This window comes from Alloyangia mangrovi, assembly GCF_002300555.2.
Taxonomy (GTDB): Bacteria; Pseudomonadota; Alphaproteobacteria; order Rhodobacterales; family Rhodobacteraceae; genus Salipiger; species Salipiger mangrovi.
In genome coordinates this window covers 41813-66641 of record NZ_NTHN02000016.1, presented here as the reverse complement: position 1 = coordinate 66641, position 24829 = coordinate 41813, and the positions used below count along the sequence as shown (strand labels likewise).

Below are 24829 nucleotides of genomic sequence, written 5' to 3'. Positions count from 1 at the left end.
TGCCGTCTTTGCGGCCTCAGCCCTCGCGCCGGATCAGGAAACTGCCGCTGCCCCGGCGAACCAGCCTATAGTCTTGATTTTGCGCCGGATCATAACCGGTATCGTCGCGCTTTGCGAGCGCCAAGCGCAGATTGTCGCGAATTGCGTCACTTTCCCCGTTGTCGAGGGCATAGGCCCGCCGGAATATCTCGGCCGCCTCCGACGTCTGGCCGCGTTCCATCAACACGACGCCGAGATTGTTCCAGGCTTCTGGCCAGGTCGGCTCGACTTCGACGGCACGGCGCAGCAGGGTTTCGGCCTGCCCGAGCCGCCCGAGCGCGAGGTTGGCCGAGCCGAGCGAGCTGAGCACCTCACCGGTGAGCCCGTCGCGGCCGGCAGCGCGGGTATAGGCCTCGAGCGCAAGCTCGGCCTCGCCCGCCTGCATCAACCGGTGGCCGACGAGCAACTGGTCCACTTCGGCGCCCCTTGGATTGAGCGTTGGAGCAAAAGGTGTCCCGTCCTGCTGTTCCAGCGTCTTGGGCGCGCCGAAACCACCAAGGCGCCCGTGGAACAGGCGGCCAGGCAGAGTAGGGCGACGGTAGCACAAACTGGAAGTGGATGCATTCTGCCGGGTCTAGAAGTTGGCGCTGAACTGGCCGAGGCCCACGATCGACGGTCCGACGAGGATGATCATCAACGGCGGCACCGTCAGCATCATAGTGGTCAGCGTCATCTTTGTCGGCAGCTTGTTTGCCTTTTCCTCGGCGCGCATGACCCTTTTGTCACGCATCTCGCCGGCATAGACGCGCAGCGCGTCGGCGATCGAGGTGCCGAAGCTCGCCGCCTGGTTCAGCACGACCACGAAGGAGGACACGTCGGGCACCCCGCAGCGCTCGCCCATGTCCGCGAGCACGGCGGACTTGTCCTTGCCCGCCTTGAGCTCGTGGCAGACGATCTCGAATTCGTCGGCCAGTGCGGCATAGGAGGCGCGCAGCTCGCTTGCGACGCGGTTGATCGACTGGTCGAGCGACTGGCCGGCCTCGACGCAGACAAGCATCATGTCGAGCGCGTCGGGGAAGCCTTCCTCGATCTGTTGGCGGCGTTCCTCGACGCGGCGGGTGACCCAGTACTTCGGCGCCATGTAGCCCGCGGCGCCCGGCCCGAGCATCCACATGAGCTTGGTGGTCAGCGGCGCATCCGGCGTGTCGAGCACCATAAGGTAGTAGACCGAGCCGACGGCCAGAAGCCCGAGGCCAAGGGCCATCTGCGCAAGGTAGTAGATCCGCACCGCGTCGCGGGTGCGGTAGCCTGCCTGCATCAGCTTCTTGCGGACCGCGCCGAGTTCCTCCTCGGTGGTCGGCTCGAGGTATTGCGCGTATTTGTTCAGCTTCTCGTTGCGCCGGGTGTCGCGCAACACCGCGCGCGTCTCTTTTTCCATCGTCTGCCGCGCGGTCTCGCGCAGCTTGTCCATGGGATCGGGGCGCGAGCGGAGCATCAGCGGGATACTGGCGAGGATCAGTAGGAAGGCGAGGCCGGCAACCACAAGCAGCGGGCCGGCGGGGCCGAGCTTTGCGGTGATCAGGGCGTTGAGCGTGTCGAGCATGGCGTGCGCCTCAAACTTTGATGTTCACCAGGATCCGCATGACGATCAGGTTCAGGACCAGGAAGATCGCCACGGCGAAACATGCGGGGATGAAGAGGGGGTGGTCGATGACCCCGTCGTAGTAATGCGGATCCAGCACTTGGATCGCGAGCAGCACGAAGACGGGGAAGCCCGAGAGGAATTTGCCCGACCATTGCGCCTCGGCGGTGATCGCCTTGACCCGGCGGAACAGGCGGAAGCGGGCCCGGATCACCTTGGCGAGACCCTCGAGGATCTCGGCGAGGTTGCCGCCCGACTGCTGCTGGATACTGACGGCGACGGCGAGGAAGCGCAGGTCCTGCATGTCGAGCCGCTCGGCCATGTGCTTGAGCGCCTCGCCGATGTCGCGGCCATAGGTGGCCTCATCCGAGATCACCCCGAATTCGGTGGCGAGCGGGTCCTTGATCTCTTTCGAGACGATGCTGATCGCCGAGCTGAACGGGTAGCCGACGCGCAGGCTGCGCACCATCAGCTCGACCGCATCGGGGAGCTGCTCCTCGATCAGCGACAGGCGCTTCTTGGCCTTGCCGTTGACCCACATGTAGACGCCGCCGACCCCGATACCGAGCCCCATCACCAGCCGCACCGGCAGCGAGGCCCCGGTGGCGAAGCTGAGCGCGAAGAAGGCAAAGACGCTGACCGCGACCATGATCAGCATGAGCTGCTGCGGGGTGAAGGCGAGCGCCGCCTTCTGTGCCCGGTCCGCCAGCAGCGAATAGAGCGGGATGCCGCGGTTGTTGCCATGCTGGTCCATCTCCTTGCGGAGCGTCGCCAGCACGTCCTCGCGCGAGCTGTTCTTGCTGAGCATGTCCAGCCGGCGGTTGACCTTGCTGTTCAGCCGGATCGATTTGCCGAAGGCGACGAGGTAGATGCCCTCGACCAGCACCAGCACGCCGATGAAAATCAGGCCATAGATGATCGGTTCTGCGCTGAGCATGGGTTACTCCGGCCGGAAGGGTTCGTAGATCGAGGGCGGCACGTCGTAGCCCCACATGCGGAAGCGCTCGGAATAGTGGCTGCGCACGCCGGTGGCGGTGAAATGGCCGATGATCTTGTTGTCGGGGGTGAGGCCCACGCGCTGGTAGCGGAACACTTCCTGCATCGAGATCACGTCGCCCTCCATGCCGGTGATTTCGGTGATCGAGGTCATCCGGCGCGAGCCGTCCTGAAGGCGGCTGGCCTGCACCAGCACGTTGACGGCCGACGAAATCTGGCTGCGCATCGCCTTCAAGGGCATCTCGACACCGGCCATGGCGATCATGTTCTCGAGACGGGAGATGGCGTCGCGCGGGTTGTTGGCGTGGATCGTGGTCATCGAGCCGTCGTGGCCGGTGTTCATGGCCTGCAGCATGTCGATCACCTCCTCGCCGCGGGTCTCGCCGACGATGATGCGGTCAGGGCGCATCCGCAGCGCGTTCTTGAGGCAGTCGCGCGGGGTGACCGCGCCCTTGCCCTCGACGTTCGGCGGGCGGCTTTCCATGCGGCCCACATGGGTCTGCTGCAGCTGGAGTTCCGCGGTGTCCTCGATGGTCAGGATGCGCTCAGAGTCGTCGATGAAGGACGAGAGCGCATTGAGCGTGGTGGTCTTGCCCGAGCCCGTACCGCCCGAGACGATGATGTTGAGGCGGGTGGCGACGGCGGCCTGCAGGTAGACGGCCATTTCCTCGGTGAAGGCGCCGAACTGCACCAGGTCGTCGATTCCGAGCTTGTCCTTCTTGAACTTCCGGATCGACACCAGCGAGCCGTCCACCGCGATCGGCGGCACCATGGCGTTGAAACGCGAGCCATCCGCAAGGCGGGCGTCGACATAGGGGTTGGATTCATCGACCCGGCGGCCCACGGCCGACACGATCTTGTCGATGATCCGCATCAGGTGACGCTCGTCCTTGAAGGTCACGTCCGAGAGCTGCAGCTTGCCGCTGCGTTCGACAAAGATCTGGTGCGGGCCGTTGACCAGGATATCCGAGACCGTGTCGTCCTTGAGCAGGGTCTCCAGCGGGCCGAGGCCCTTCACCTCGTCGTAGAGTTCCTGGTTCAGCGTGCTGCGCTCTTCGCGGTTCAGCACGATGCCCTTTTCCTGCAGCGACTCGGTGGCGATCGCTGCGATTTCCTCGCGCAACTCCGCCTCGCTGGCCTGGTCGATGGCGGCGAGGTTGAGGTTGTCGAGAAGCGCGCGGTGCAGATCGAGCTTGATCTCGCCCATGCGCTCCTTGCGCTTCTTCTCGCGGTCCTGTGGTCCCGGCTCAGCCGCGCGCTTGGGCGACGGCTTGCGCATCGCCTGCGGCCGGTCGGCGGCCTCGACGGGCACCATCTTCGGCTTCGGCGGCTCGACCGGAGCGGCGGCGGCTGGGGGCGGCGATTTCTTGTAACGCGAGAACATTGCGGGCTCCTATCACGCGGCTTCCGCATCCGACTGGCCGATCGCGTAGAGCTCGGCGGCCAGCTTTGCGATTTCCTTGCGCAGGGGGTTCTTTGCCGCCTGCTTGGCCAGCGGCAGGCCATGGTCGCCTGCCATCTGTACCTGCTTGCCGCCATCAGGCAGCTGCAGGCCGATCTCGATCCCGAGGCCCTCGGCCATCCGCTTGGCGCGGGTCTTGCCCTGAAGGTCGGTGAATTTCGGTGCGCGGTTCATCGCAAAGCGGAGCTTCTCGAAGGGCAGATCCTCGGACTGCAGCGCGCGCTTGAGGCGCAGGGCATTCTGCGCCGAGCGCATGTCGAGCTCGACCAGCGCGAAGTAGACCTGCGCCTCGGTGAGCACCGTCTCGGTCCAATGGGCGATGGTCTTGGGCAGGTCGACCACCACAAAATCGAAATGTTCGCGCGCGGTGTCGAGCAGGGCCTTCACGTCCTCGGGCGAGAGCATGTCGAGCGGCAGCAGTTCCGGCGGCGCGGTCAGCACGCTCAGCTTGTCATCGTAATTCACCAGCGCCTGACCGAAGCTGTCGCCGTCCATCGCCGGGATGTCGCTCAGCAGCTCGAAGACCGCGTCGCGGCGGGGCAGGTCGAGGTAGGTGGCGATGGTGCCGAACTGCAGGCCGAGGTCGATCAGGCAGACGCGGGGTGCGCCGGTCTTGCGCACGTTGGCCAGTTCCCAGGCGAGGTTGACGGCAAAGGTGGTGGTGCCGCAGCCGCCGCAGAGGCCCTGCGCGGCGATCAGCACGCCGTCGCCGCCGCCCTTGAGGGTCACGGCCTCTGCCGCCGGCAGGGCCATTGCCGCGGTGCGGGCGGCCTCGGCGCGGGCGCGCAGTCGCATCACGGCGGCCTCGAGTTCGCCCTCGGGCAGCGGGTAGGGGGCAAATTCGTCGGCGCCGCCGCGCAGCAGCTTGTGCAGCGACGCGGGGGTGACATCCTCGGCGATCAGCACCACCTTGATGCCGCGCTCCGTGGCGCGGGTGATGATCTGGCCGAGCAGCGGCAGCGTGCCCTCGTCCTCGTCCTCGCTGTCGATGGCGAGCGCGATGAACTCCAGCGACGCCGCGTCGGGTTGGCCGAGGAAGGTCAGCGCATCTTCGAAGCCGAGGTCCCCCCAGGCTTCGCCCAGAAGCGCTTCCATGTCCTCGATGAGCAGGTCGAAGGTCTGCACGTCCCGGCTGACGGTGCAGGCCAGGATGGGCGCAGGGGCTGGCTGCCGCTCGGGAGATGTGGTCATTCTTCTTGTCCTTTGCCTCTCGCGGGGGGGCGGTGGCAAAGGGTGCGTGAATCCGTAACCGCGCCCCGCCCGCCGCTCTGCGCACCGACTCGGAAGTCGTGCCGGGAGCGACCCGCTGGGACCGAAATTGTCGGTCAAGTGGGGCAACATTTTGTCCGAATTTCCGTAATTGTACGGAATTGTCGGACGATGAAGGGGCGTATCTTAGGAGCCGCTACCGGACTGCGTCAGCGATGTCCCGGTCAGCACAGTCTCGGGTTGAGCGCTGCGGACATACTCGCGGTAGATCACCTCGGCGTATTTCCCATCCAGCAGGGCGGGATGGCCGGCGACGAATCCCGAAACCTCGGTCACGGTGCGGCGGTTGCGGCGCTCGCGGCCCTCGGTGAAGACCAGCGGCTGTGTTTCCCCAAAGGAAACAACCGCCTCGAGCCGGCTGCGCGAGATCCCGAGAGTCGAGAGGTAGCTGACCACCGCCTGCGCGCGGCGCAGGCCGAGCGCCTTGTTGTAGCTTGTGCTCCCAACGAGGTCGGTGTGGCCGTAGACGCGGAACCTGATCTCGGGGAACTGGCGGATCCAGTGTGCCTGCTGGCGCAGGATGGTCTGCGCCTCGGCGTCAAGCAGGCTGCTGTTGAAGGCGAAGGTCACCATGCTGGGCACTTCGGCGGCGAAGCGGGCCGAGAGATCGTGCACGTAGCCTTGCTGACCGGTCATCACCAGCGTGTTGGTCATCGTGGCATTGCCGAAGGCGCCGCCGTCGACGGTGGAGCCGCTTTCGTGCGGCGAGCAGGCGGTAAGCAGGGCCAGTCCGGCGGCTGCACCTGCGATCCGGAGCTTGGGGAAGCCGGTCAATTGCTGTCGTGCCTGCATCGGATCAATCCATCACATAGCCATAGGAGCCGCTGAAGTCCTGCTTGGCAACTTCGCCGGCCGCGCCCTTCACCGGGCGATTGCCCTCGGCGGTGGTCCGGCCAAAGAGGAACAGGTCGCGCTCGGAGGGCGGCTTCACCCGGTCGGTCGGCAGGGCGAGCGCCTGCCCCCGGGTCGGGGTCACGAGGTGCGGCGTCACGATGATCACCAGTTCCGACTGCTGTCGGCTGTACTCGGCGCTGCGGAACAGCGCCCCCAGCACCGGCACGTCGCCGAGCCACGGCACCTGGCCGTTCAGGTCGGTGAAGTCGTCCTGCAGAAGGCCGGCGATGGCGAAGCTCTCGCCATCGCGCATTTCGACGGTGGTCGAGGTCTCGCGGCGGCGGAAGGCGTCGATGTGGATCTGATCCTGGTCAAAGCCGTTGGAGCTGTCGATCGACGAGACCGCGGCCTTCAGTTCGAGGTTGATCAGGTCGCCGTCGACGACCCGCGGAATGAAGTTCAGCTCGACGCCGAAGGGTTTGAAGTCGACCGAGATCGTGCCTTCCTGCTGCGCCACCGGAACCGGGTATTCGCCGCCCGCGAGGAACTTCGCCTCCTGCCCGGAGAGGGCGGTGAGGTTCGGCTCCGCCAGCGTGCGGACCACGCCCTTGGATTCCAGCGCCTCGAGCAGGATGCCAACCTCGAGCCCGCCGGCGTTGAAGCCGAAGACTGCGGCACCCTCGGTGCCATCGGCCACCGTCACCGGCGAGCCGAGCGTGTTGTCGCCGTCAATCCAGCTACCGGTTTCGGAGGCCAGCCCCAAGTCGCCGCCCAGCAGGTCGCCGCCAAGAGACAGCGAGCTGCGCAGGGTCTTGGCGACCGAGCGCTGCATCTCGGCGAACCGTACCTTCAGCATGACCTGCTGCACGCCAGCCACCGACATCAGGTTCGACACCCGCTCGGGCGCGTAGCGCTGCGCGAGGTCGAGCGCGCGGTCAAGCTTCTGGGTGCTCGACACGGTGCCCGAGAGCACGATGCCGTCATTGGCGGTGCGCACCTCGATGTTCTCGCCGGGCAGGATCTGCCGCAGGCGTTCCTTGAACTCGGTGACATCGGCGGCGACGCGCACGTCGACATTGGTGATCAGCCGGCCGTTCTCGTCGAGGATGGTCAGCGTGGTCGTGCCGGGTGTCTTGCCAAGCACATAGATCGTCCGGTCCGACAGCGAGGAGATGTCGGCAATCGCCGGGTTGGCGATGGAAAGCTCGGCAAAGGGGGAGTCGCTCTCGACCACCACGGCACGGTTCATCGGCACATTCAGAGCGCTTTCGGTGCCGGTACGCACGACGCGCAAGTTCTCGGCCCGTGCGCTCGGGGGGGAGGGCAGTCACGCTCAGCGCCAGCCCGAGCAGGGCCGCCTTGAGGAAATTGTCAGCTTTCATGTGACCTGCCTTTCGATCACGCCTCGGGAGCGGGTCGTGGCGCCCGCCTTTGCGGGCAGTCTGCGCGCAATCCTGTTTCCATGCAAGAATCAACGACTTCGCGCCGCTCCTTGCTGTGGATCCCGCGCAACAACCGGGCCGGAGCCTGCAACGCAACAGGGGGCGCCGGCTTGGCGCCCCCTGTGCAAGCTGTTGATTCCGTATCAGTTCGTGCAGGGGATCGGGATGTCCGCCACCTCGCCGCCGCGCCGCACGCGGGTGGTGCAGGTCTGGGCAAGCGCCTTTTTCTGCTGCTCTTCGGGCGGTTCGAGGCCGAGCATGACGCGCTGGTCCACCTCGATGACCTCGGCCACGGTCTGGTCGTTGGCGTTCATCAGCGACAGCGACAGCCGCCCCGAGCTTTGCGCCTGCGCCAGCGAGGCGATCTCCTGCGGGGTGGCGGCAACGGTCACCGAGCGGGCGATGTTCACGTCGGCATCGTCCATGTCGGCGGTCTGGTCGATGGCGATCAGCCGCACCCCGGCCTGGATCAGCTTGGTGAATTCGCCGCGGGATTGCCGCGGGTCCTCGGAGGGCATGCGGCCGGTCCAGTAGACGTCGACCCGGTCGCCGGGGCGCAGGAAGCCAGACACGCCGGTGTGCACGTCGACCTTGATGGCAAAGGCGCGCTGGCCCTTCTCGAGGCGCGAGGTCAGCCCGGCGTCGCCGCCCGGCTCGCTGATCTTGATCGGCACCAGGGCTTCGAACTTCTCGAGCGGGCGCATCGCCAGGCGGGGCGCATCGCCCTCCTTGAAGAGCACGGTGTTCGCGTCGAAGGCGTTCTCGGGAAGAATTTCCAGCGGCCAGGGCGCAAGCCGGACGTCCTCGGGGGTGATGATCTGGCCGTGGGCGATGGCGCGGGTGGTCACGTAGATCTGCTTCGTGGGCACCGCCTCGACGGATTTCTCGCGCTCTTTTTCCAGGGCGACCTGGTAGGCGCCGATGTAATTCTGAGCCAAGTAGACGGCGAAGCCGGCCAGGCCGAGCCCCGCGATCAGAACCAGTCCGAAGATCAGTCGCATCTCTGTCCCTTTCGATAGCGGGCCGGACCGGCCCCAAGCGTAATGGCGGGCCGCGCTGCCCTTTGGTAATGCTGCCGAGCCGGTTTCCCGTGCGCTTCCAATCGGTGTGTTATGCGCGGATTGTGGTGAAAAATGGCCGGTTCTGGGCTTTCATAGCGGCAGGTTCCGGTGGTGCCGCGGTCTTGCTGACGACGCGCCCCGCTGAAAGGAAAGAACCGCCGTCGGGCAGGGGCCCGACGGCGGCTCTTGTCACGCGACGGCGTCGCTTCAGGTGTCAGTTGCCGGTGCCAGTGCCAGTGCCAGTGCCGGCGGGGAAATTGCCGTTTGCTGCCGAGGACAGGTTGGTGCCGACGTTGTTGAGCGCCGTGGTCACGTTGCCGCTGATCAGCGAGTAGGCGCCGGCTGCCATGGCGACCACGGCTGCGGTCAGCACGACCCAGTCCACGGTGACTGCGCCGTCTTCGTCGTTGCGGAAGGTTTTGATGAATTTCAGCATTGTCTCTCTCCGTAAATCCAGTTTGCTCTCTCTATTTCAACCGCTGCGGGGTCTGTCGCGGGCCTCTCTCATTGCCCAGTCCCTTGCGGCCTGGAACCTATAAAGCCGTCGGAATGAGGCGGGACTTTGGCGCAATCGGATTGTTTTTATAGTCCGGAAAGGATTTTTGGAGTGTTTAGCAAGTCGTTGATTGTTAAGCGTAAAAAGCAATATCCCGCACCATTTCTGGCAAAACCACGCCCGTCTGAGGCTCCCAGGACCCAGTTTTCCACGCGTATGGCGGAGAATCTTGGTTGACTTCACAATCTGTGCGAGACTCGTTTGCGAAGCAGTTCGGCGACGCGCCTCGAGCAGGGCGCGCGACTCGCGGGCGAACGGCGACATGATCACCCGGGCGCAGACCCGGGCAGGGCAACCGACCAGCGTACCGGCATGCCGGCCCACCTGGCAGACGAGGCAGCAGTGACCGCAGGCGCGATCCGACATCCCTTCCTTCGTGCGCCCGCGCTTGTCGCGGCGCTTGCGCTCGCGTTGATCGCCGGACCGCTCCCGGCCGAGACGCCGCCGCCCTTTCCCGACTTCTCCGCCAAGCGGGTGACCCCGCCGAAGCCGGGCGCAAAGAAACGCATCACCATACAGATCGCGCCGCCACCGCCGAAACCCGAGCCCTTGCCGCAGGCGAGCGCCGGGACCGCGCCCGGCCCCGGCAGTAGTCCCGGGCGCGCCGAGGGCGCGGGCATCTACGGCTGGTTCTGGCAGGCGATCTCGCCGGAGCTCTCGGCCTCCGGGCCGGGGCGGCTCGAGCCGGCACTGCTCAGCCTCGGCAAGCCGCCGCAGGGGGCGGGGGTGGGCGCCCCGCGCCTGCAGCAGCTGCAGGACATGGCGGCGGGCTACGGCATCGAGTTGCTCAAGGCGACGGTGGGCACCCGGGTCTCGCCGGCGCTGGCGCTGGCGGTGATGGCGGTGGAATCGGGTGGACGCAGCGATGCGGTCAGCCGGGCGGGGGCGCAGGGCCTCATGCAGCTCATGCCCGCGACTGCCGCGCGCTTCGGCGTCGCCAATGCCCTCGATCCGGTGCAGAACATCCGCGGCGGCGTGGCCTTCCTCGACTTTCTCATGGAGCGCTTCGACGGCGATCCGATCCTCGTGCTGGCCGGATACAACGCGGGTGAGAACTCCATTCCGCAATATCAGGGTGTGCCGCCCTATGCCGAGACCCGCGACTATGTCCCCAAGGTGCTGGCTGCCTTCACCGTCGCCAAGGGCCTCTGCCTCACCCCGCCGCAGCTCATCTCCGACGGCTGCGTCTTCCGCGTCGCCGCCAACTGACCAAGGCCGGCGCCTTCTTCTAGGCAAAAATATCTCGGGGGAGAGGCGCATCCGCGCCTCGGGGGCAGAGCCCCCACATCCCGCGCCCTCGACGGCGCGCCCGCGATCCCGCATAACCCCGCGCATGCAAAAGCTGCCCATCGACGCCGCCCTTCCCGAGCTCATCTCCGCCCTGCGCGCGCAGGGCCGCGCCGTGCTGCAGGCGCCCCCGGGCGCGGGCAAGACCACCCGCGTGCCGCTCGCCATGCTCGAGGCCGGGCTGACCCGGGGGCGCATCGTCATGCTCGAGCCGCGCCGGCTCGCCGCCCGCGCCGCTGCCGCCCGCATGGCAGAGACGCTGGGCGAGGCGCCGGGCGAAACGGTGGGCTACCGCATCCGGGGCGAGAGCAAGACCTCCAAGGCGACCCGCATCGAGGTGGTGACCGAGGGCATCCTGACCCGCATGATCCAGTCCGACCCCGAGCTCTCGGACGTCGGTGCGGTGATCTTCGACGAATTCCACGAGCGCTCGCTCAATGCCGATCTTGGCCTCGCGCTCTGCCTCGAGATCGCAGGCGCCCTGCGCGACGACCTCCTCCTGCTTGCCATGTCCGCCACGCTCGATGCCGGGCCCGTGGGCGAGTTGATGCAGGCGCCGGTGATCACCTCCGAGGGCCGCAGCTTCCCGGTGGAGCCGCGCTGGCTTGATCGTGCGGTGCCCAAGACCCAACGCTTCGAGCAGGCCATGGCCGATCTCATCGTGCAGGCGGCCTCCGAGACGCAGGGCGGTATCCTTGCCTTCCTGCCGGGCGAGGGCGAGATTCGCCGCACCGAGGGGCTGCTGAAAGGACGCCTGCCGAAAGACATCACCATTCGCCCGCTTTTCGGCGCCATGGAGTTCGCCGCGCAGCGCGCCGCGATCCGCCCCGAAACGCAGGGTCGTAAGCTGGTGCTGGCCACCTCCATCGCCGAGACGTCGCTGACCATCGAGGACATCCGCGTGGTGATCGACGGCGGCCGCGCCCGACGGGCACGCTTCGATCCGGGCTCCGGCATGTCGCGGCTGGTGACCGAGAAGGTCACCCGCGCCGAGGCCACCCAGCGCGCCGGCCGCGGCGGACGTGTCGCCGAAGGGATCGCCTACAAGCTCTGGACGAAGGGCGAGGAGGGCGCGCTGCACGCCTTCCCTCCCGCCGAAATCGAGACCGCCGACCTCGCCGGCCTCGCGCTGGAGCTGGCGCTCTGGGGCGCCACGCCCGAGGACCTGCCCTTTCTCACCGCGCCCCACCCGGGCGCCTTTGCCGAGGCGCAGGCGCTCCTGCAGATGCTCGGCGCGCTCGATGCCGAGGGGCGCATCACCGCCCATGGCCGCCAGCTCGCCCGGCTTCCGCTGCACCCGCGGCTGGCGCATATGCTCAGCCTCGCCGGCCCCGAGGCGGCGCCGCTCGCCGCGCTGCTGGCCGAGCGCGACCCGCTGCGCGGCGCACCCTCGGACTTGAACTACCGCCTCGAGGCCATCCGCGACCTGCGTCGCTTCACCGAGAGCCGCCCCTTCGAGGTCACCCGCGCCGCGCTCGAGCGCATCAAGCAGGAGGCGAAGCGGCTCGCGCGCGCCGCCGGGCAGGGGCAGGGCGCGCAGCTCTCGTCCGCCGCGCAGGCCGCGCTCGCCTATCCCGACCGCATCGGGTTGCGCCGCAAGGGCGATGCGCCGCGCTACCAACTCTCTGGCGGCAAGGGCGCGGTGATGGACGAGGCCGACCCGCTGGCGCAGACCCGGCTCATCGTGGTCACCGACACCGACGGCAACCCGCGCGAGGCGCGCATCCGCCAGGCCATCCCGATCGCCGAGTCCGAGCTGCGTGCGCTCTTCGCGGATCAGATCGGCTGGCACGATCTCTGCGAATGGTCGAGGCGCGAGCGCAGGGTCATCGCCCGGCGGCAGGAACGCTTCGGCGTGCTGGCGCTCGATGACCGGCAGTGGAAGGAGGCCCCCGCCGAGGCGATCTCCCGCGCCATGCTGGACGGGGTGCGCGACCTCGGCATCCCGCTCTCCGACGCTGCCCGTCGCTTCTGTGCCCGAGTGGAGATCGGTCGCGCCGCCGGGCTCGACCTGCCGGACATGGGACCCGAGGCGCTGATCGCCGGGATCGAGGACTGGCTGCTGCCCTTCCTCGGCGGGGTGAAGAGCGCCGACGACTGGAAGCGCTTCGACCTTCTGCCTGCCTTGCGGGCCCGGCTCGACTGGGGGCAGATGCAGGCGCTCGACGCCAGGGTGCCTGGCAAGTTCACCACGCCGCTCGGGCGCGAGATTCCCATCGACTACTCGGGCGAGCACCCCGAGATCATCCTGCGCATCCAGGAGATGTTCGGCCAGCGCAGCCATCCGATGGTCGGCAAGCTGCCGCTGCGGGTCACGCTGCTCTCGCCCGCCCGACGCCCGGTGCAGACCACCATGGACCTGCCGGGCTTCTGGGCCGGCTCCTACGCCGACGTGCGCAAGGACATGAAGGCGCAATACCCGCGCCACCCCTGGCCCGAGGACCCGCGCGAGGCCGACCCCACGCTCCGCGCCAAGCCCCGCGGCACCTGAGCCTTTCTTCTAGGTCCAAATATCCCGGGGGAGAGGCGCACCGCGCCTTGGGGGCAGCGCCCCCACTGCCGAGGTCAGCCACGGGCGCAGCGCCGAAAGGGGCTCCGCCCCCGCCGCCCCTGGCGGCTCCCCCGGGATATTTTTGCCTAGAAGAAAGAGCCTGCGGGTGGACATTGCAGGCGCGGGCGGCGCAAATCGGGAGCAAACGGAGCGAGGTGGCATGGATATCGAGGACCTGGCGGCACGCATCGAGGCCGGCGAGCGGCGCGCGCTGGCGCGGGCGATCACGCTTGTGGAAAGCGGCCGGGCCGATCACCGCGCGCAGGCGACGGCGCTGCTCGACCGGCTGCGCGGCGGCGGGCGCCAAGGGCTGCGGATCGGTCTCTCGGGCACGCCGGGGGTGGGCAAATCGACCTTCATAGAAGCCTTCGGCATGATGCTCACCGGGCAAGGGCTGAAGGTGGCGGTGCTGGCGGTGGACCCTTCTTCGGCGCGCTCGGGCGGGTCGATCCTTGGTGACAAGACCCGCATGGAGCGGCTGTCGCGCGACCGCCGCGCCTTTATCCGGCCCTCGCCTGCGCAGTCCCAGCTCGGCGGCGTGGCGCGGCGCACGCGCGAGGCGATCGGCCTGTGCGAGGCGGCGGGCTTCGACGTGATCCTGATCGAGACCGTCGGGGTCGGCCAGTCCGAGACCATGGTGGCGGACATGTCCGATCTCTTCCTGCTGCTGCTGGCCCCCGCTGGCGGCGACGAGTTGCAGGGGGTGAAGCGCGGCATCATGGAGAGCGCCGACATCATCCTTGTGAACAAGGCCGACGGCGAGCTGAAGGGCGCGGCCACGCGCACCTGCGCGGATTATGCTGGGGCACTGCGGCTCCTGCGCAAGCGCCCGCAGGACCCCGAGGGCTTTCCCAAGGCGCTGACCGTCTCGGCGCTGGAGGAGGCGGGGCTGGCGAAGGCCTGGGAGGAGATGCAGGCGCTGGTCGGCTGGCGCCGCGGAGCGGGGCAGTTTGCCGCCCGGCGGGCCGAGCAGGCGCGCCACTGGTTCGAGGCCGAGGTGCGCGAGGGTCTGCTCGCCCGGCTGCGCAAGGAGCCCGTCCGCGGCGCCATGTCGGCGCTGGCAAGCCGGGTCGAGGAGGGGCAGCTGAGCCCGGCCCGGGCGGCCGAGGAAATCCTCGACACCTATCTGCGGGGCTATGCAGGGAAGGGCCCTTGACGCCGATGGGGCTTGGAGCTAGAGAAGCCCGACCAGATTCCGGGCGCTGTGCAAGCGGCGCCCTTTGATATTGGCGGAAGGCCCGCTTTCGCCCCGAGACATGAAGGAATGGACCCAATGTCGCGCGTATGCGAACTGACCGGCAAAGGCCCGATGACGGGCCACAACGTGAGCCACGCTAACAACAAGACCAAGCGTCGCTTTCTGCCGAACCTGAATGATGTGACCCTGCAGTCCGAGACCCTCGGCCGCGGCGTCAAACTGCGCATCTCGGCTTCGGCCCTGCGTTCGGTCGACCACCGTGGTGGCCTCGACAAGTTCCTCGCCAAGGCGAAGGACGTCGAACTCAGCGCCAATGCCCTGAAAGTGAAAAAAAGAAATCGCAAAGGCACAGGCCGCTCAGGCCTGATCCTGCCCACAGAGATTTCCACAGCCCCGGAGCCCTGCGCTCCGGGGCTGTTTTCTTTTGTTTCCATAGCTTTAAGTTGCGCATGCCTCGCTTTCACGCGGCGATTGCACAGGGATTGTCCACACGTCATGCCCTTGCGGCAGGCTTGTGGATGGTCCACGAATTCCGAAGCATTGCGTTCACTTGCGGAGGATTTCTGAGAATGCGCCTGAAGATTTTTGCCGCGGTCGCGCTGGCGCTGTCCACAGCCGGGATGGCGCGTGCCGATATCCTCGTCGAAGACGCATACGCGCGGGCCGCAATGCCCTCCGCGCCGACCGCCGCCGTCTATCTCGAGCTGCGGAATGACGGGGCCGAAGATGACGTGCTGCTCGGGGCCAGCTCCGCGAGTGCTGCGAAAACCATGCTGCATGGCAGCTCCGAAGGGGCGGGCGGAGTGATGACGATGACCGCGCACAGCGGCGGCGTGGTGATTCCCGCGGGTGGCAGTCATGTCTTCGCGCCCGGCGGCGATCACGTGATGCTGATGGGGCTGACGCAGCCGCTCGAAACGGGTGCGACGCTCGGCCTCAACCTGACTTTCGAGCGGGCGGGGGAGATTCGCATCGAGGTGCCGGTCGAGCTGACCCGCTGACCTACTGCGAGAGAATCTCCTCGACCCAAAGCGGCACGATCCGGCTTGCGGGGCCGACCCGATGCTCGGCGAAACTGCGTGAGGTGTCGCTGTCCGAGAGGTTCAGCTCGACCGTATGCGCCCCAGCGTAGGCTGCCTCCTGCACGAATCCCGCTGCAGGGTAGACTTGTCCCGAGGTGCCGATGGCGGCAAAGATGTCGCAGCTCTCGAGGTGTTCGGCGATCTCGTCCATGAAGTAGGGCATCTCGCCGAACCAGACGATGTCGGGGCGGGTCGCGGGGCGGGCGCAGTGCGGGCATGGCACGTCGGGGCGCATGACCAGTGGCGCCTGCCAGCGCGTGCCGCAGGCGGCGCAGAGCGCGCCCTCCAGCGCGCCGTGCATGTGGACCGCCGCGGCCCCGGCCTTTTCATGCAGCCCGTCGACGTTCTGGGTGACAAGGATCACCTCGCCCGGGTGCTCGCGCTGCAGGCGGGCCAGTGCGGCGTGGGCGGCATTGGGCAGGGCCTCGGCGGCCTGCGCGCGGCGGGCGTTGTAAAAGTCGTGCACGAGCAGCGGGTTGCGGGCGAATCCCTCTGGGGTCGCCACGTCCTCGATCCGGTGCTGCGCCCAGAGCCCACCCTCGTCGCGGAAGGTGCCGAGCCCGCTCTCGGCGGAAATCCCGGCACCGGTGAGGATGACGATCTTCGCTGCGGTTCTGCCCTGCGCTGCCATTCTGCCTCCTGACTGCCTTTTGCCGCGTGTGGGGTGCTTTGTATCGCCGCCGCCTTCGCGCTATCACGGGGCTCGAAGGAGACCCGCATGACCTACCGTATTCTCTTTGTCTGCCTGGGCAATATCTGCCGTTCCCCCTCGGCCGAAGGAGTGCTGCGTGCGATGGCCGAGGCGCGCGGCCTCGGGCTCGAGATCGACAGCGCCGGCACCGGTGACTGGCACGTGGGCGAGCCGCCCTACGCGCCGATGCAGCGGGCGGCCAAGGCGCGGGGGTACGACCTGTCGGGTCTCAGGGCGCGCCAGGTGTCGTCCGATGACTTTCATCACTTCGATTTGATCCTGGCGATGGACGGCGCGAACATGGCCAATCTCGAAGCGATCCGCCCCGCAGGCGGCAAGGCGGATCTGGCGCTCTTCACCGATTATGCACCCGAAACCGGCGCCACGGAGGTGCCGGACCCCTATTATACGCGCGATTTCGACGGAGCGCTCGATCTGGTCGAGCGGGCCGCCGAGGGGCTGCTGGCGCGATTGGCGCCCTGACGCGCTGTTGCGCCGCGGATGCGCTGGCATCCCGAGCCGGTCCGCCGGGTGGACAGCGCCGCGTTCCTGCGCCATGCAAACGCCAGGAATTGACGGCGCGACAAGCGCCGGGGCAGACAGGAGAGCAGAATGGCCAACGGAACCTTCGCGGTGCTGATGCTGATCGGTGGTCTCACCGACATGGGGATGAACTATTGCGGCACGGCCGAGGGCTGCCTCGGGCCGAACGAGACGCAGCCGCGCGTGGCCTTCTCTCTGGGCAGCGTGGTCGAGCGCCAGGCCGAGACCAAGGGCGAGGCTTACCTGCGCTATGACTTTGGCCGCAAGTTCGGTCCCTTCGGTCAGGCCATCGGCGTGTCGGTGACCGAGGATGGCGAGGGCTGGCTGGGCTATGGCGCCACCTACAAGAAAAACTTCGGCTACAGCCCCTTCTATGCCGAGCTGCACCTCATGCCGGGGCTCTACATGGACAACGGCGGCTTCGACCTTGGCGGCCCGCTCGAGTTCCGCTCGGGGATCGAGCTGGGCTACGAGACCAACCAGGGCTGGCGGGTCGGACTCAGCTATGACCACCGCTCGAACGCCGACATCTACGACAACAACCCGGGCATCGAGACGGTGCAGCTCCGGGTCAGCATCCCGACGCGCTGAGCGCCGGGTCGATCGCGTGTCGAGGGGCGTCCGGTTCGGGCGCCCCTTTTGCATTGCCGCAGGCAAGCGGCGCGCTAGGCTTCCGGGCGCAGATGACCGACGGAGATGGCACGGATGGCCCCGGAAGACCTCGCAGCGCTTTATCGCGGCTATATCGCCTGCCTGAACCGCCAGGATTGGAAGCGGCTCGGCGATTTCGTCGCGGATGCGGTCGCGTATAATGGCGAGCGCATCGGCCTCGCGGGGTACCGCCGCATGCTCGAGAACGATTTCGCGGCGATCCCGGACCTGTCCTTCGAGGTCGCCTTACTTGCCTGCGAGCCGCCGCAGATCGCCAGCCGGCTGGAGTTCGACTGCACCCCGGTGGGAAGGCTCTTCGGGCTTCCGGTGAACGGGCGGCGCGTGCGGTTCGCCGAGAATGTCTTTTACAGGGTGAAGGACGCGCGGATTGCCGAGGTCTGGTCGGTGATCGACAAGAGTGCCATCGAAGCTCAACTGCAGACAAGCTGAACGCGAAGCACCCGGAATGAGAAGGGGCCGGGCAATGCGCCCGGCCCCTGGTATGTCTGCGGTGCCCTGCTGGTATCGGCGCAGGGCAGGGGCGGCTTACCCCAGCGCCTCGTCGCAGCGGGCGCAGGTGGATGCGTGGCTGTGGGTGCCGACGTCGGGCAGGATCTTCCAGCAGCGCTGGCACTTCTCGCCCTCGGCCTTCTCGAAGACCACGCCCACGTTCGGCACATCCGCCATGCGGAAGGCCTCGGCCGGGGCCGGGTCCGCCGTGAGGGCGATGTCCGAGGTGATGCAGATGTCCTCGAAGGCCACCGTCTTCAGCGCCTCGAGCATCTCTGCATCCTCGACATGGACCACCGGGAAGGCCTCGAGCGAGGCACCGATGACCTTCTCCGTGCGCTGGATCTCCAGCGCCGCGGTGACCGCGCGGCGGGCCATGCGGACCTTGCCCCACTTCTCGGCCAGGGCGGCGTTGCGCCAGTCGGTCGGGGTGGCGGGGAAGTCCTGCAGGTGCACCGAGCTCTCCTCGCCCGGGAAGCGGTCCAGCCAGACGTCTTCCATGGTGAAGGGCAGCACCGGCGCGAGCCAGGTGGTGAGGCGGTGGAACAGCAGGTCCATGACCGTGCGTGCGGCCTTGCGGCGGGTGGTGTCGCCGTCGCAGTAGAGCGCGTCCTTGCGGATGTCGAAGTAGAAGGCCGACAGATCCACCGTGCAGAAGGTGAAGACCTGCTGGAACACGTGCTGGAAGTCGTAGGAGCGGTAGCCCTCGCGCACGACCTCGTCGAGCTCGGCGAGGCGGTGCAGCACCCAGCGCTCGAGCTCGGGCATGTCCGCAGCCTCGATACGGTCGCTCTCGTCGAAGTGGCCAAGCGCGCCGAGCATGAAGCGCATGGTGTTGCGCAGGCGGCGGTAGCTGTCGGCGACGCCCTTGAGGATCTCCGGCCCGATCCGCTGGTCGGCGGTGTAATCGGTCTGGGCGACCCAGAGGCGCAGGATGTCGGCGCCGTACTGCTTGATCACCTCTTCGGGCACGATGGTGTTGCCGAGCGACTTGGACATCTTGTTGCCCTTCTCGTCCAGCGTGAAGCCATGGGTGACCACGTTGCGGTAGGGCGCATGGCCGGTGGTGCCGACCGACTGCAGCAGCGAGCTGTGGAACCAGCCGCGGTGCTGGTCGGTGCCTTCCATGTAGACATCGGCGATGCCGTCCTTGGTGCCATCGGCGCGGTCGCGCAGCACGAAGGCATGGGTGGAGCCAGAGTCGAACCACACGTCGAGCACGTCGTAGACCTGCTCCCACTCATCGGCGTTGTAGCCGGTGCCGAGGAAGCGCTCTTTCGCGCCCTCAGCGTACCAGCAATCCGCGCCCTCGGTCTCGAAGGCCTCGCAGATGCGCGCGTTGACTTCGGGGTCCTTCAGCAGGAAGCCCTCGTCGGTGGGCAGCGCGCCCTTCTTGGTGAAGCAGGTCAGCGGCACGCCCCAGGCGCGCTGGCGCGACAGCACCCAGTCGGGCCGGGCTTCCATCATCGAATAGAGACGGTTGCGGCCCGACTGCGGCGTCCATTTCACCTGGTCGATGCAGGTGAGCGCGCGCTGGCGGATGGTCTTGCCGTTCTCGTCCTGCCCGTCGTTCACGTCGCGGTCGATCGAGGCGAACCACTGCGGCGTGTTGCGGAAGATCACCGGCGCCTTGGAGCGCCAGCTGTGCGGGTAGGAGTGGGTGACGCGGCCGCGGGCGATGATGCCGCGGGCCTCGACCAGCTTGTCGATGACGGCGGCGTTGGCCTTGCCTTCCTTGCCCTTGTGGTCGAACACGGTCAGCCCGGCGAAGAACGGCACATGCGGCAGGAACTCGGAGTCCTCGCCGACATTGTGGGTCATCCGGTCGATCCAGTTGCGCTTGACGAAGCACTCGTAGTCGTCGGCGCCGTGCGAGGGCGCGGTGTGCACGAAGCCCGTGCCAGCGTCATCGGTCACGTGGTCGCCGTCGATCATCGGCACCTCGTAGTCCCAGAAGCCCTCGGCGCCGTCCATGCCGGCAAAGGGGTGGGCGAGGGTGAGGCTCGACAGCTCGTCCGCCGAGACCCCGCGTTTGCGGGTATACATCTCGGGCGCGAGGCGGGCGGCCTTGAACACGTCGCCGGCCAGCTTGTCGGCCACGACGTAGAGATCACCCTTCGAGACCCAGGATTCTTCGGGCGTGTCGGTGACCTCGTAGAGGCCGTATTCGATGGTCGGGTTGAAGGCGACGGCCTTGTTCGAAGGGATGGTCCAGGGGGTGGTGGTCCAGATCACCACGCGCGCCTGGTGCAGACCTTCGGCCAGCAGCTCGGTGTCGGCGCCGGCATAATCGTCATCCTCGCCCTGCGGCAGCGCCATGTGCCCGCCCGAGACGATGCGGAACGGCACCCAGATCGTGTGCGACTTGTGGTCGTGGTACTCGATCTCGGCCTCGGCCAGCGCGGTCTTCTCGACCGGCGACCACATGACCGGCTTCGAGCCCTGGTAGAGCGTACCGGTCATCAGGAACTTCTGGAATTCCTCTGCGATCACCCGCTCGGCGTGGAACGCCATGGTCAGGTAGGGATCGTCCCAGTTGCCGGTGATGCCGAGGCGCTTGAATTCCTCGCGCTGGATGTCGACCCAGCCTTCGGCAAACTTGCGGCATTCCTGCCGGAAATCGATGACCGGAACTTCGTCCTTGTTCTTGCCCTTCTGGCGATACTGCTCCTCGATCTTCCATTCGATCGGCAGGCCGTGGCAATCCCAGCCCGGCACGTAGCGCGCGTCATGGCCCATCATCTGGTGCGAGCGGACGATCATGTCCTTGATCGTCTTGTTCAGCGCGTGGCCGATGTGCAGGTGGCCGTTGGCGTAGGGCGGGCCATCGTGCAGCGTGAAGGGGGTGCGGCTGCCGTCCGCGGCCTTGTCGCGGAGGCGATCGTAGACGCCGATCTTCGCCCACCGCTCCAGCCACTCGGGCTCGCGCTTGGGCAGGCCCGCGCGCATCGGGAAGTCGGTTTGCGGAAGGTTCAGCGTGTCCTTGTAATCAGGCGTCTGGGTGGTGGTGTCGGCGCACATGTTCTGCGGTCCCGGAAGTTATGTCGGATGTCTGAGAAAGGTCGGCGCGGCGGTCCATACGCCTTGTCCCGGCGGCTCTAGTGATCAGAGCGCCGGGCATGTAATTCGAATGATGATCGCATTGCGGGGCATCATGGCCGCCTTATAGGCATCCGACTCGCGATGGTCCAGTGGTTGCACGCAGCCCGAGCGGCCTCGGAGATGCCGGTCGTACGCACGGGAAATGCGCGGAAATCCCCCGCTGGACGCTAGGCAAACCGGCGCGGCGCCGCCGGTCCGCGGACGGGGCGGCGGGGATGCGCCAACAGCGCGCCGATATCTGGCGGCAGGACGCCTGAAATCACCGGGACCGTGGAAGAAGGGGATCTTTGCGGGCAGATCGGGTTTTTATCCTCAAAAGCGGCGCCACCCCTGACACTCAACCAGTACCCGGCGGCCGCATCCGAACCCGTGGAGGCGTTATGGCCTATCGTGACCCCGGGCTGCCAGGTGGCAATTCCCGTGGCGGCTCTTTCGGCTCGACCCTTCGGTCTGAGCCAGGACTGACCTTGGCGGAACCGCGCCATGCAGAGCACGCCGGTACACTCACCGGCGGCGTGCTGATCGCGGTTCTCATGTTCCTCGGCCTGCTGGTCGGGGTCGGAACCCTGAGGGTTGGTGGGGTGGGTGAGTCCCCCGCCACCTCGGGACGCGGGGCCGCTGGCTCCGCTTACGGGTGGAGCGGAGGGACCGAATCCGCTGCACCTCCTGTAGCGCAGGCCTATTAGAGCCCGCGTCCTGTCGTGCGCCTCGCCCAAATGCTGGGACCCGCTACCACTCACGGATGGTCCGGGCGAGGATTTCCTCCCAAGTGATGCCTCTTGTGCAGGGGTATCCCCCTGGCCAGTGCCGATCGAAATCTCCTTAAACGGCACTGGCCACCCCCGCATCCATTGAAAGGTACCGCGGCCCAAGCGTGAGCCGGCGCGTGACGTGGTGCCGGATGATATGAATTTGGAAGAGCCGGGCTCAGCCCTTGCCGCTCTCCTTGATCACGAAGCCGGCCAGCGCGGTGCGGATGATCTCGCGCACCGAGGGGCGCTTGCGGCGGGTGAACGGCAGGGGGCGGCAGACCTCGATGGCAGCGACGCCAACGCGCGCGGTCAGCGCGCCGTTCACGAGCCCTTCGCCGAAGCGGCGCGAGAGCTTGCCGAGCAGGCCGCCACCGAGCACCGGCTCGAGCATGTCGTCACCCACCGCCACGGCGCCCGTGGCCACCAGATGCGACATCACCGCCCGCGTCAGGCGCCAGCTGCCCAAAGTGCCCGAGCGCCCGCCGTAGATCTCGGCGATGCGGCGGATCATCCGAAGGTTGGAGGAAAGCGCCGCGATCACGTCGGCCAGCGCCAGCGGCACCAGCGCCGTCACCGTTGCCACCTGCCGGGCCGAGGCCTCGACCTCGCGCCGGGCTGCGGTATCGAGCGGTGCCAGCAATTCGTTTTCGGCCAGGCCGATCAGCCCCGAGGCGTCGAAGACCTCGGCGCCGCGCTCCTTCAGCCGCTCGCGGCCCCAGCGCGTGTCCTCGCGCCCGGCGTAGAGGCTCGAGAGCTGGTCCACCACCTTGCGCGCGGCCTTGAGGTCATCCGAAGCCAGCGCCGCATCGGCGGCCCGGTGCAGCGCATCGACCTTGGCGAGCCGCGACATGGCGGCAAGCTCCTTGACCACGATGGCAAGCCCGACCAGCACCACCAGCCCCATCAGCACAGACACGGCGAGCCCGAGCAGCGGCACCGAGGCGATGAGGTCCATGGCGAAGCGCCAGGCGGCGATCGAGATCAGCGCCGAGACCAGCGTGCCCGCAAGCGCCCAGAACCAGCGCGCCAGCTTCGACGGTCGCCGTGCGGCCAGCGCCGCGGCGGTGGTCATCGCCTTCCCCTGCGGGCCCGGCAGATCGGGCTCGGGCACAGGCGGTGCCTCGGAGGGGGTGAGGGCCGGCTGCTGTTCGTCGAGGTCGAAAAGGATCGGGCCCTGCTTGCGCGGGCCTTCGGGCGGGAGATCGCTCATCGGCGGGCCTCCATGCTGCGGGAGGCGGGCGCCTCCCAGACGTAGAAGAGATCGGGCAGGCCCTCTTCGTTGGCCGAGCCGTCGCCACGCCGGGTCACGGCAAAGCCCGCCCGCTCGTAGAAGCGCTGGGCGCGGTTGTTGGCAAGGAAGGTCCAGAGTTCCAGCCGCCGGGCGGTGCGCTGGGCGTCCTCGAGCAGCGTCCTGCCGATGCCGCATCCCTGGGCCTCCGGCGTGACGAAGAGCGCGTGCACGTAGGCGCCCTCGCGGGCGAGGAACCCCAGCAGCGCGCCGCCCGGGGTTTCGGCGACGGTGACCCAGCCGCGCTCGATCATCGTGCCGGCATGGGCGATGTCCTCGGCGCCGCTGTGTAGCGTGGGCTTCCAGGCGTGCGCGGCCACCGCATCGGTGATCATCGTGCCGAGGCTGCCGGCGTCCATGGGGCGGGCGGGGCGCAGCTGAGGGTTCACAGCCGATCCCCCACCAGGAACTGCGCGGCCCGGTCGAGGCGGATGTGGGGCGGGCCCTCGCCGGGCTTCAGAGTCAGCGGCGCCGGCGCGAAGCGCATGATCTCGTAATCGGCGTCGAGCCAGCCCGTCGCGCCCTCACGCGCCGGGGTGAGCAGATGCGCCGGGTCCTCGGGCAGCGCACCGGGGTAGAAGGCCGCCTGCCGCCCGCGCGAGCCGTCGGGGTTGAGCAGCGTGCCGCGCACGCAGTCGAGCTCGCTGCCATTGTGCGGCAGGGTCTGCTCCACCGTGGCGCGCAGCGCGGCGATCGACATGGCCGAGGTCTCGGCCCCGGCAAAGCGCGCCCGGTCGCGTGCCTCGCGGGTCAGCGCCTCCATGATGGCGGTCAGGCGCTGGTGCTGGCTGTGGTGCAGATGGTCGGCCTTTGTCGCGGCAAAGAGTATCTTCTCGACCCGCCGCCCGCGCAGGAGCTGTGTCAGCCAGGCGTTCGAGCCGGGACGGAAGGCCTTGAGGATTCCCGCCATGGTGCGCCGCAGGTCGTCGAGCGCCGGCGGGCCGGCGTGGATCGCGCCAAGCGCATCGACCAGCACGATCTGCCGATCGATGCGCGAGAAATGATCGCGGAAGAAGGGCTTCACGATCTGCGACTTGTACGCCTCGAAGCGCCGCTCCATCTCGCGCCAGAGGCCCCGGCGGGCAGGGCTGTCGGGCTTTGGCATCGGCGCGAAAGTCAGTGCCGGGCTTCCGGCCTTCTCGCCGGGCAGTAGGAAGCGTCCCGGGGTGCAGTCGGAGAACCCCGCCTCGCGCGCGGTTTGCAGCGCGCCGGTAAAGGTCTCCGCGAGCGCCTTGGCTTTGGGCTCGGAGAACTCCTCGTTGGGATCAACCCCGCCGAGCAGCGACAGGAAGGGCTCGGACCCCGGCCGCTGCGGCAGGCGCTTCAGCGTCGCGTCTGTCCAGTTCTCGAAACTTTGCTCCAGCAGGCCGAGATCGAGAAGCCATTCGCCGGGATAGTCGACGATGTCGAGATGCACGGTGCGCGGCCCCTGCAACCCGGCCAGGAGCCCGGTCGGGCGCACCCTCAGCGAGAGCCGCAGTTCCGAGACGGCGCGGGTGCTGTCGGGCCAGCGCGGCGCGCGCGCGGTGAGCGCGGCAAGGTGGCTCTCGTAATCGAAGCGCGCCACGGTGTCGTCGGGCTGCGGCTGCAGGTAGGCGGTGAGGATGCGCGATTCCGCCTCGGCGGCGAGCTGCGGCATCCGCCCGCGGTCGAGCAGGTTGGCGACCAGCGAGGTGATGAACACGGTCTTGCCGGCGCGCGACAGCCCGGTCACGCCAATCCGCACGACCGGCTCGAAGAAGGTTTCCGACAGCGTGTCGGTGACGTTGCCGACCCCGCGGGTGAGCGTGTCGGCGATGGTTCCGATGACCAAGGCGGCGTCCCTCGTTCTGCGTTTCCCTAGAGATAGAGGCGCAGCGGGCGGGATGCCAGTGCCTCGGGGCGGGAGGGGGCGGGGCAGGCGGGTCGCCTGCCCTCTTCGCTGCGCGAATTC

The 24829-nt window shown here is 67.7% G+C and carries 20 protein-coding genes and 2 pseudogenes; 8 read left to right on the top strand and 14 right to left on the bottom strand.

The features are described from left to right. Nucleotides 1-16: 16 nt before the first annotated feature. From CLG85_RS10780 to CLG85_RS10740, 9 genes and pseudogenes are all read right to left on the bottom strand, one after another. Entirely contained in the window at nt 17-454 is a 438-nt protein-coding gene (locus CLG85_RS10780; RefSeq protein WP_375796913.1) for a tetratricopeptide repeat protein, read from the bottom strand. A 159-nt stretch (nt 455-613) separates the two neighbouring features. Next, nucleotides 614-1582: a type II secretion system F family protein gene (locus CLG85_RS10775; protein WP_095881064.1), complete on the bottom strand. Its 969-nt coding sequence runs from the start codon at nt 1580-1582 to the stop codon at nt 614-616. A 10-nt stretch (nt 1583-1592) separates the two neighbouring features. Further along, entirely contained in the window at nt 1593-2558 is a 966-nt protein-coding gene (locus tag CLG85_RS10770) for a type II secretion system F family protein (RefSeq protein WP_095881065.1), read from the bottom strand. 3 nt (nt 2559-2561) lie between these two features. Continuing rightward, on the bottom strand, nt 2562-4001 hold the full coding sequence (locus tag CLG85_RS10765) for a TadA family conjugal transfer-associated ATPase (RefSeq protein ID WP_095881066.1): 1440 nt from the start codon (nt 3999-4001) through the stop codon (nt 2562-2564). 12 nt (nt 4002-4013) lie between these two features. Continuing rightward, nucleotides 4014-5270 carry a CpaE/TadZ family protein gene (locus tag CLG85_RS10760; RefSeq protein WP_095881067.1) on the bottom strand — a complete coding sequence of 419 codons (1257 nt, stop codon included), beginning with the start codon at nt 5268-5270 and terminating at the stop codon, nt 4014-4016. 204 nt (nt 5271-5474) lie between these two features. Then, nucleotides 5475-6140, bottom strand: a complete 666-nt coding sequence (locus CLG85_RS10755) for an OmpA family protein (protein WP_095881068.1) — start codon at nt 6138-6140, stop codon at nt 5475-5477. A gap of 4 nt (nt 6141-6144) precedes the next feature. Beyond that, nucleotides 6145-7564: pseudogene (locus tag CLG85_RS10750) on the bottom strand (type II and III secretion system protein family protein). 203 nt (nt 7565-7767) lie between these two features. Beyond that, entirely contained in the window at nt 7768-8625 is an 858-nt protein-coding gene (cpaB, locus tag CLG85_RS10745; protein ID WP_095881070.1) for a Flp pilus assembly protein CpaB, read from the bottom strand. Nucleotides 8626-8899: 274 nt separating this feature from the next. Beyond that, nucleotides 8900-9121: a hypothetical protein gene (locus CLG85_RS10740; protein ID WP_260348870.1), complete on the bottom strand. Its 222-nt coding sequence runs from the start codon at nt 9119-9121 to the stop codon at nt 8900-8902. A 462-nt stretch (nt 9122-9583) separates the two neighbouring features. Here CLG85_RS10740 and CLG85_RS10735 point away from each other — a divergent pair, with 462 nt between their 5' ends. The 5 genes and pseudogenes from CLG85_RS10735 (at nt 9584) to CLG85_RS10715 (ending at nt 15278) form a co-directional block, all read left to right on the top strand. After that, nucleotides 9584-10450, top strand: coding sequence for a lytic transglycosylase domain-containing protein (locus tag CLG85_RS10735; RefSeq protein WP_260348869.1), 867 nt, complete (start codon nt 9584-9586; stop codon nt 10448-10450). Between the two features lie 124 nt (nt 10451-10574). After that, nucleotides 10575-13019, top strand: a complete 2445-nt coding sequence (hrpB, locus tag CLG85_RS10730; RefSeq protein WP_260348868.1) for an ATP-dependent helicase HrpB — start codon at nt 10575-10577, stop codon at nt 13017-13019. Between the two features lie 220 nt (nt 13020-13239). Then, complete coding sequence (meaB, locus tag CLG85_RS10725; RefSeq protein ID WP_260348867.1) at nt 13240-14235, top strand: methylmalonyl Co-A mutase-associated GTPase MeaB; 996 nt, start codon at nt 13240-13242, stop codon at nt 14233-14235. A 117-nt stretch (nt 14236-14352) separates the two neighbouring features. Further along, nucleotides 14353-14644, top strand: a pseudogene (rpmB, locus tag CLG85_RS10720) (50S ribosomal protein L28). Nucleotides 14645-14846: 202 nt separating this feature from the next. After that, nucleotides 14847-15278: a copper chaperone PCu(A)C gene (locus CLG85_RS10715; protein WP_095881824.1), complete on the top strand. Its 432-nt coding sequence runs from the start codon at nt 14847-14849 to the stop codon at nt 15276-15278. 1 nt (nt 15279) lies between these two features. Here the strand turns inward: CLG85_RS10715 and CLG85_RS10710 are convergent, their stop codons facing one another. Further along, on the bottom strand, nt 15280-15990 hold the full coding sequence (locus CLG85_RS10710; RefSeq protein WP_260348866.1) for an NAD-dependent deacylase: 711 nt from the start codon (nt 15988-15990) through the stop codon (nt 15280-15282). An 87-nt stretch (nt 15991-16077) separates the two neighbouring features. On the opposite strand from CLG85_RS10710, the gene CLG85_RS10705 reads away from it, so the two are divergent. The 3 genes from CLG85_RS10705 (at nt 16078) to CLG85_RS10695 (ending at nt 17694) form a co-directional block, all read left to right on the top strand. Beyond that, on the top strand, nt 16078-16533 hold the full coding sequence (locus tag CLG85_RS10705; RefSeq protein WP_095882558.1) for a low molecular weight protein-tyrosine-phosphatase: 456 nt from the start codon (nt 16078-16080) through the stop codon (nt 16531-16533). Between the two features lie 129 nt (nt 16534-16662). Then, nucleotides 16663-17184, top strand: coding sequence for an acyloxyacyl hydrolase (locus tag CLG85_RS10700; protein ID WP_095882559.1), 522 nt, complete (start codon nt 16663-16665; stop codon nt 17182-17184). A gap of 114 nt (nt 17185-17298) precedes the next feature. Then, nucleotides 17299-17694: an ester cyclase gene (locus CLG85_RS10695; protein ID WP_095882560.1), complete on the top strand. Its 396-nt coding sequence runs from the start codon at nt 17299-17301 to the stop codon at nt 17692-17694. Nucleotides 17695-17790: 96 nt separating this feature from the next. Here CLG85_RS10695 and ileS read toward each other — a convergent pair whose 3' ends face one another. The 4 genes from ileS to CLG85_RS10675 form a co-directional block, all read right to left on the bottom strand. Next, on the bottom strand, nt 17791-20775 hold the full coding sequence (ileS, locus tag CLG85_RS10690; RefSeq protein WP_095882561.1) for an isoleucine--tRNA ligase: 2985 nt from the start codon (nt 20773-20775) through the stop codon (nt 17791-17793). A gap of 1008 nt (nt 20776-21783) precedes the next feature. Continuing rightward, nucleotides 21784-22818, bottom strand: coding sequence for a YcjF family protein (locus CLG85_RS10685; RefSeq protein WP_095882562.1), 1035 nt, complete (start codon nt 22816-22818; stop codon nt 21784-21786). Continuing rightward, nucleotides 22815-23285, bottom strand: coding sequence for a GNAT family N-acetyltransferase (locus CLG85_RS10680; protein WP_095882563.1), 471 nt, complete (start codon nt 23283-23285; stop codon nt 22815-22817). Before CLG85_RS10680 ends, CLG85_RS10685 begins: the two co-directional genes overlap by 4 nt. Then, nucleotides 23282-24709 carry a YcjX family GTP-binding protein gene (locus tag CLG85_RS10675; protein WP_095882564.1) on the bottom strand — a complete coding sequence of 476 codons (1428 nt, stop codon included), beginning with the start codon at nt 24707-24709 and terminating at the stop codon, nt 23282-23284. Before CLG85_RS10675 ends, CLG85_RS10680 begins: the two co-directional genes overlap by 4 nt. Nucleotides 24710-24829 lie beyond the last annotated feature (120 nt).

Bases quoted from the DNA above. Each gene is read 5' to 3' on its own strand.
- CLG85_RS10775 (WP_095881064.1), bottom strand. From the start codon at position 1,582: ATGCTCGACACGCTCAACGCCCTGATCACCGCAAAGCTCGGCCCCGCC.
- CLG85_RS10770 (WP_095881065.1), bottom strand. From the start codon at position 2,558: ATGCTCAGCGCAGAACCGATCATCTATGGCCTGATTTTCATCGGCGTG.
- CLG85_RS10765 (WP_095881066.1), bottom strand. From the start codon at position 4,001: ATGTTCTCGCGTTACAAGAAATCGCCGCCCCCAGCCGCCGCCGCTCCG.
- CLG85_RS10760 (WP_095881067.1), bottom strand. From the start codon at position 5,270: ATGACCACATCTCCCGAGCGGCAGCCAGCCCCTGCGCCCATCCTGGCC.
- CLG85_RS10755 (WP_095881068.1), bottom strand. From the start codon at position 6,140: ATGCAGGCACGACAGCAATTGACCGGCTTCCCCAAGCTCCGGATCGCA.
- cpaB (WP_095881070.1), bottom strand. From the start codon at position 8,625: ATGCGACTGATCTTCGGACTGGTTCTGATCGCGGGGCTCGGCCTGGCC.
- CLG85_RS10740 (WP_260348870.1), bottom strand. From the start codon at position 9,121: ATGCTGAAATTCATCAAAACCTTCCGCAACGACGAAGACGGCGCAGTC.
- hrpB (WP_260348868.1), top strand. From the start codon at position 10,575: ATGCAAAAGCTGCCCATCGACGCCGCCCTTCCCGAGCTCATCTCCGCC.
- meaB (WP_260348867.1), top strand. From the start codon at position 13,240: ATGGATATCGAGGACCTGGCGGCACGCATCGAGGCCGGCGAGCGGCGC.
- CLG85_RS10715 (WP_095881824.1), top strand. From the start codon at position 14,847: ATGCGCCTGAAGATTTTTGCCGCGGTCGCGCTGGCGCTGTCCACAGCC.
- CLG85_RS10710 (WP_260348866.1), bottom strand. From the start codon at position 15,990: ATGGCAGCGCAGGGCAGAACCGCAGCGAAGATCGTCATCCTCACCGGT.
- CLG85_RS10705 (WP_095882558.1), top strand. From the start codon at position 16,078: ATGACCTACCGTATTCTCTTTGTCTGCCTGGGCAATATCTGCCGTTCC.
- CLG85_RS10700 (WP_095882559.1), top strand. From the start codon at position 16,663: ATGGCCAACGGAACCTTCGCGGTGCTGATGCTGATCGGTGGTCTCACC.
- CLG85_RS10695 (WP_095882560.1), top strand. From the start codon at position 17,299: ATGGCCCCGGAAGACCTCGCAGCGCTTTATCGCGGCTATATCGCCTGC.
- ileS (WP_095882561.1), bottom strand. From the start codon at position 20,775: ATGTGCGCCGACACCACCACCCAGACGCCTGATTACAAGGACACGCTG.
- CLG85_RS10685 (WP_095882562.1), bottom strand. From the start codon at position 22,818: ATGAGCGATCTCCCGCCCGAAGGCCCGCGCAAGCAGGGCCCGATCCTT.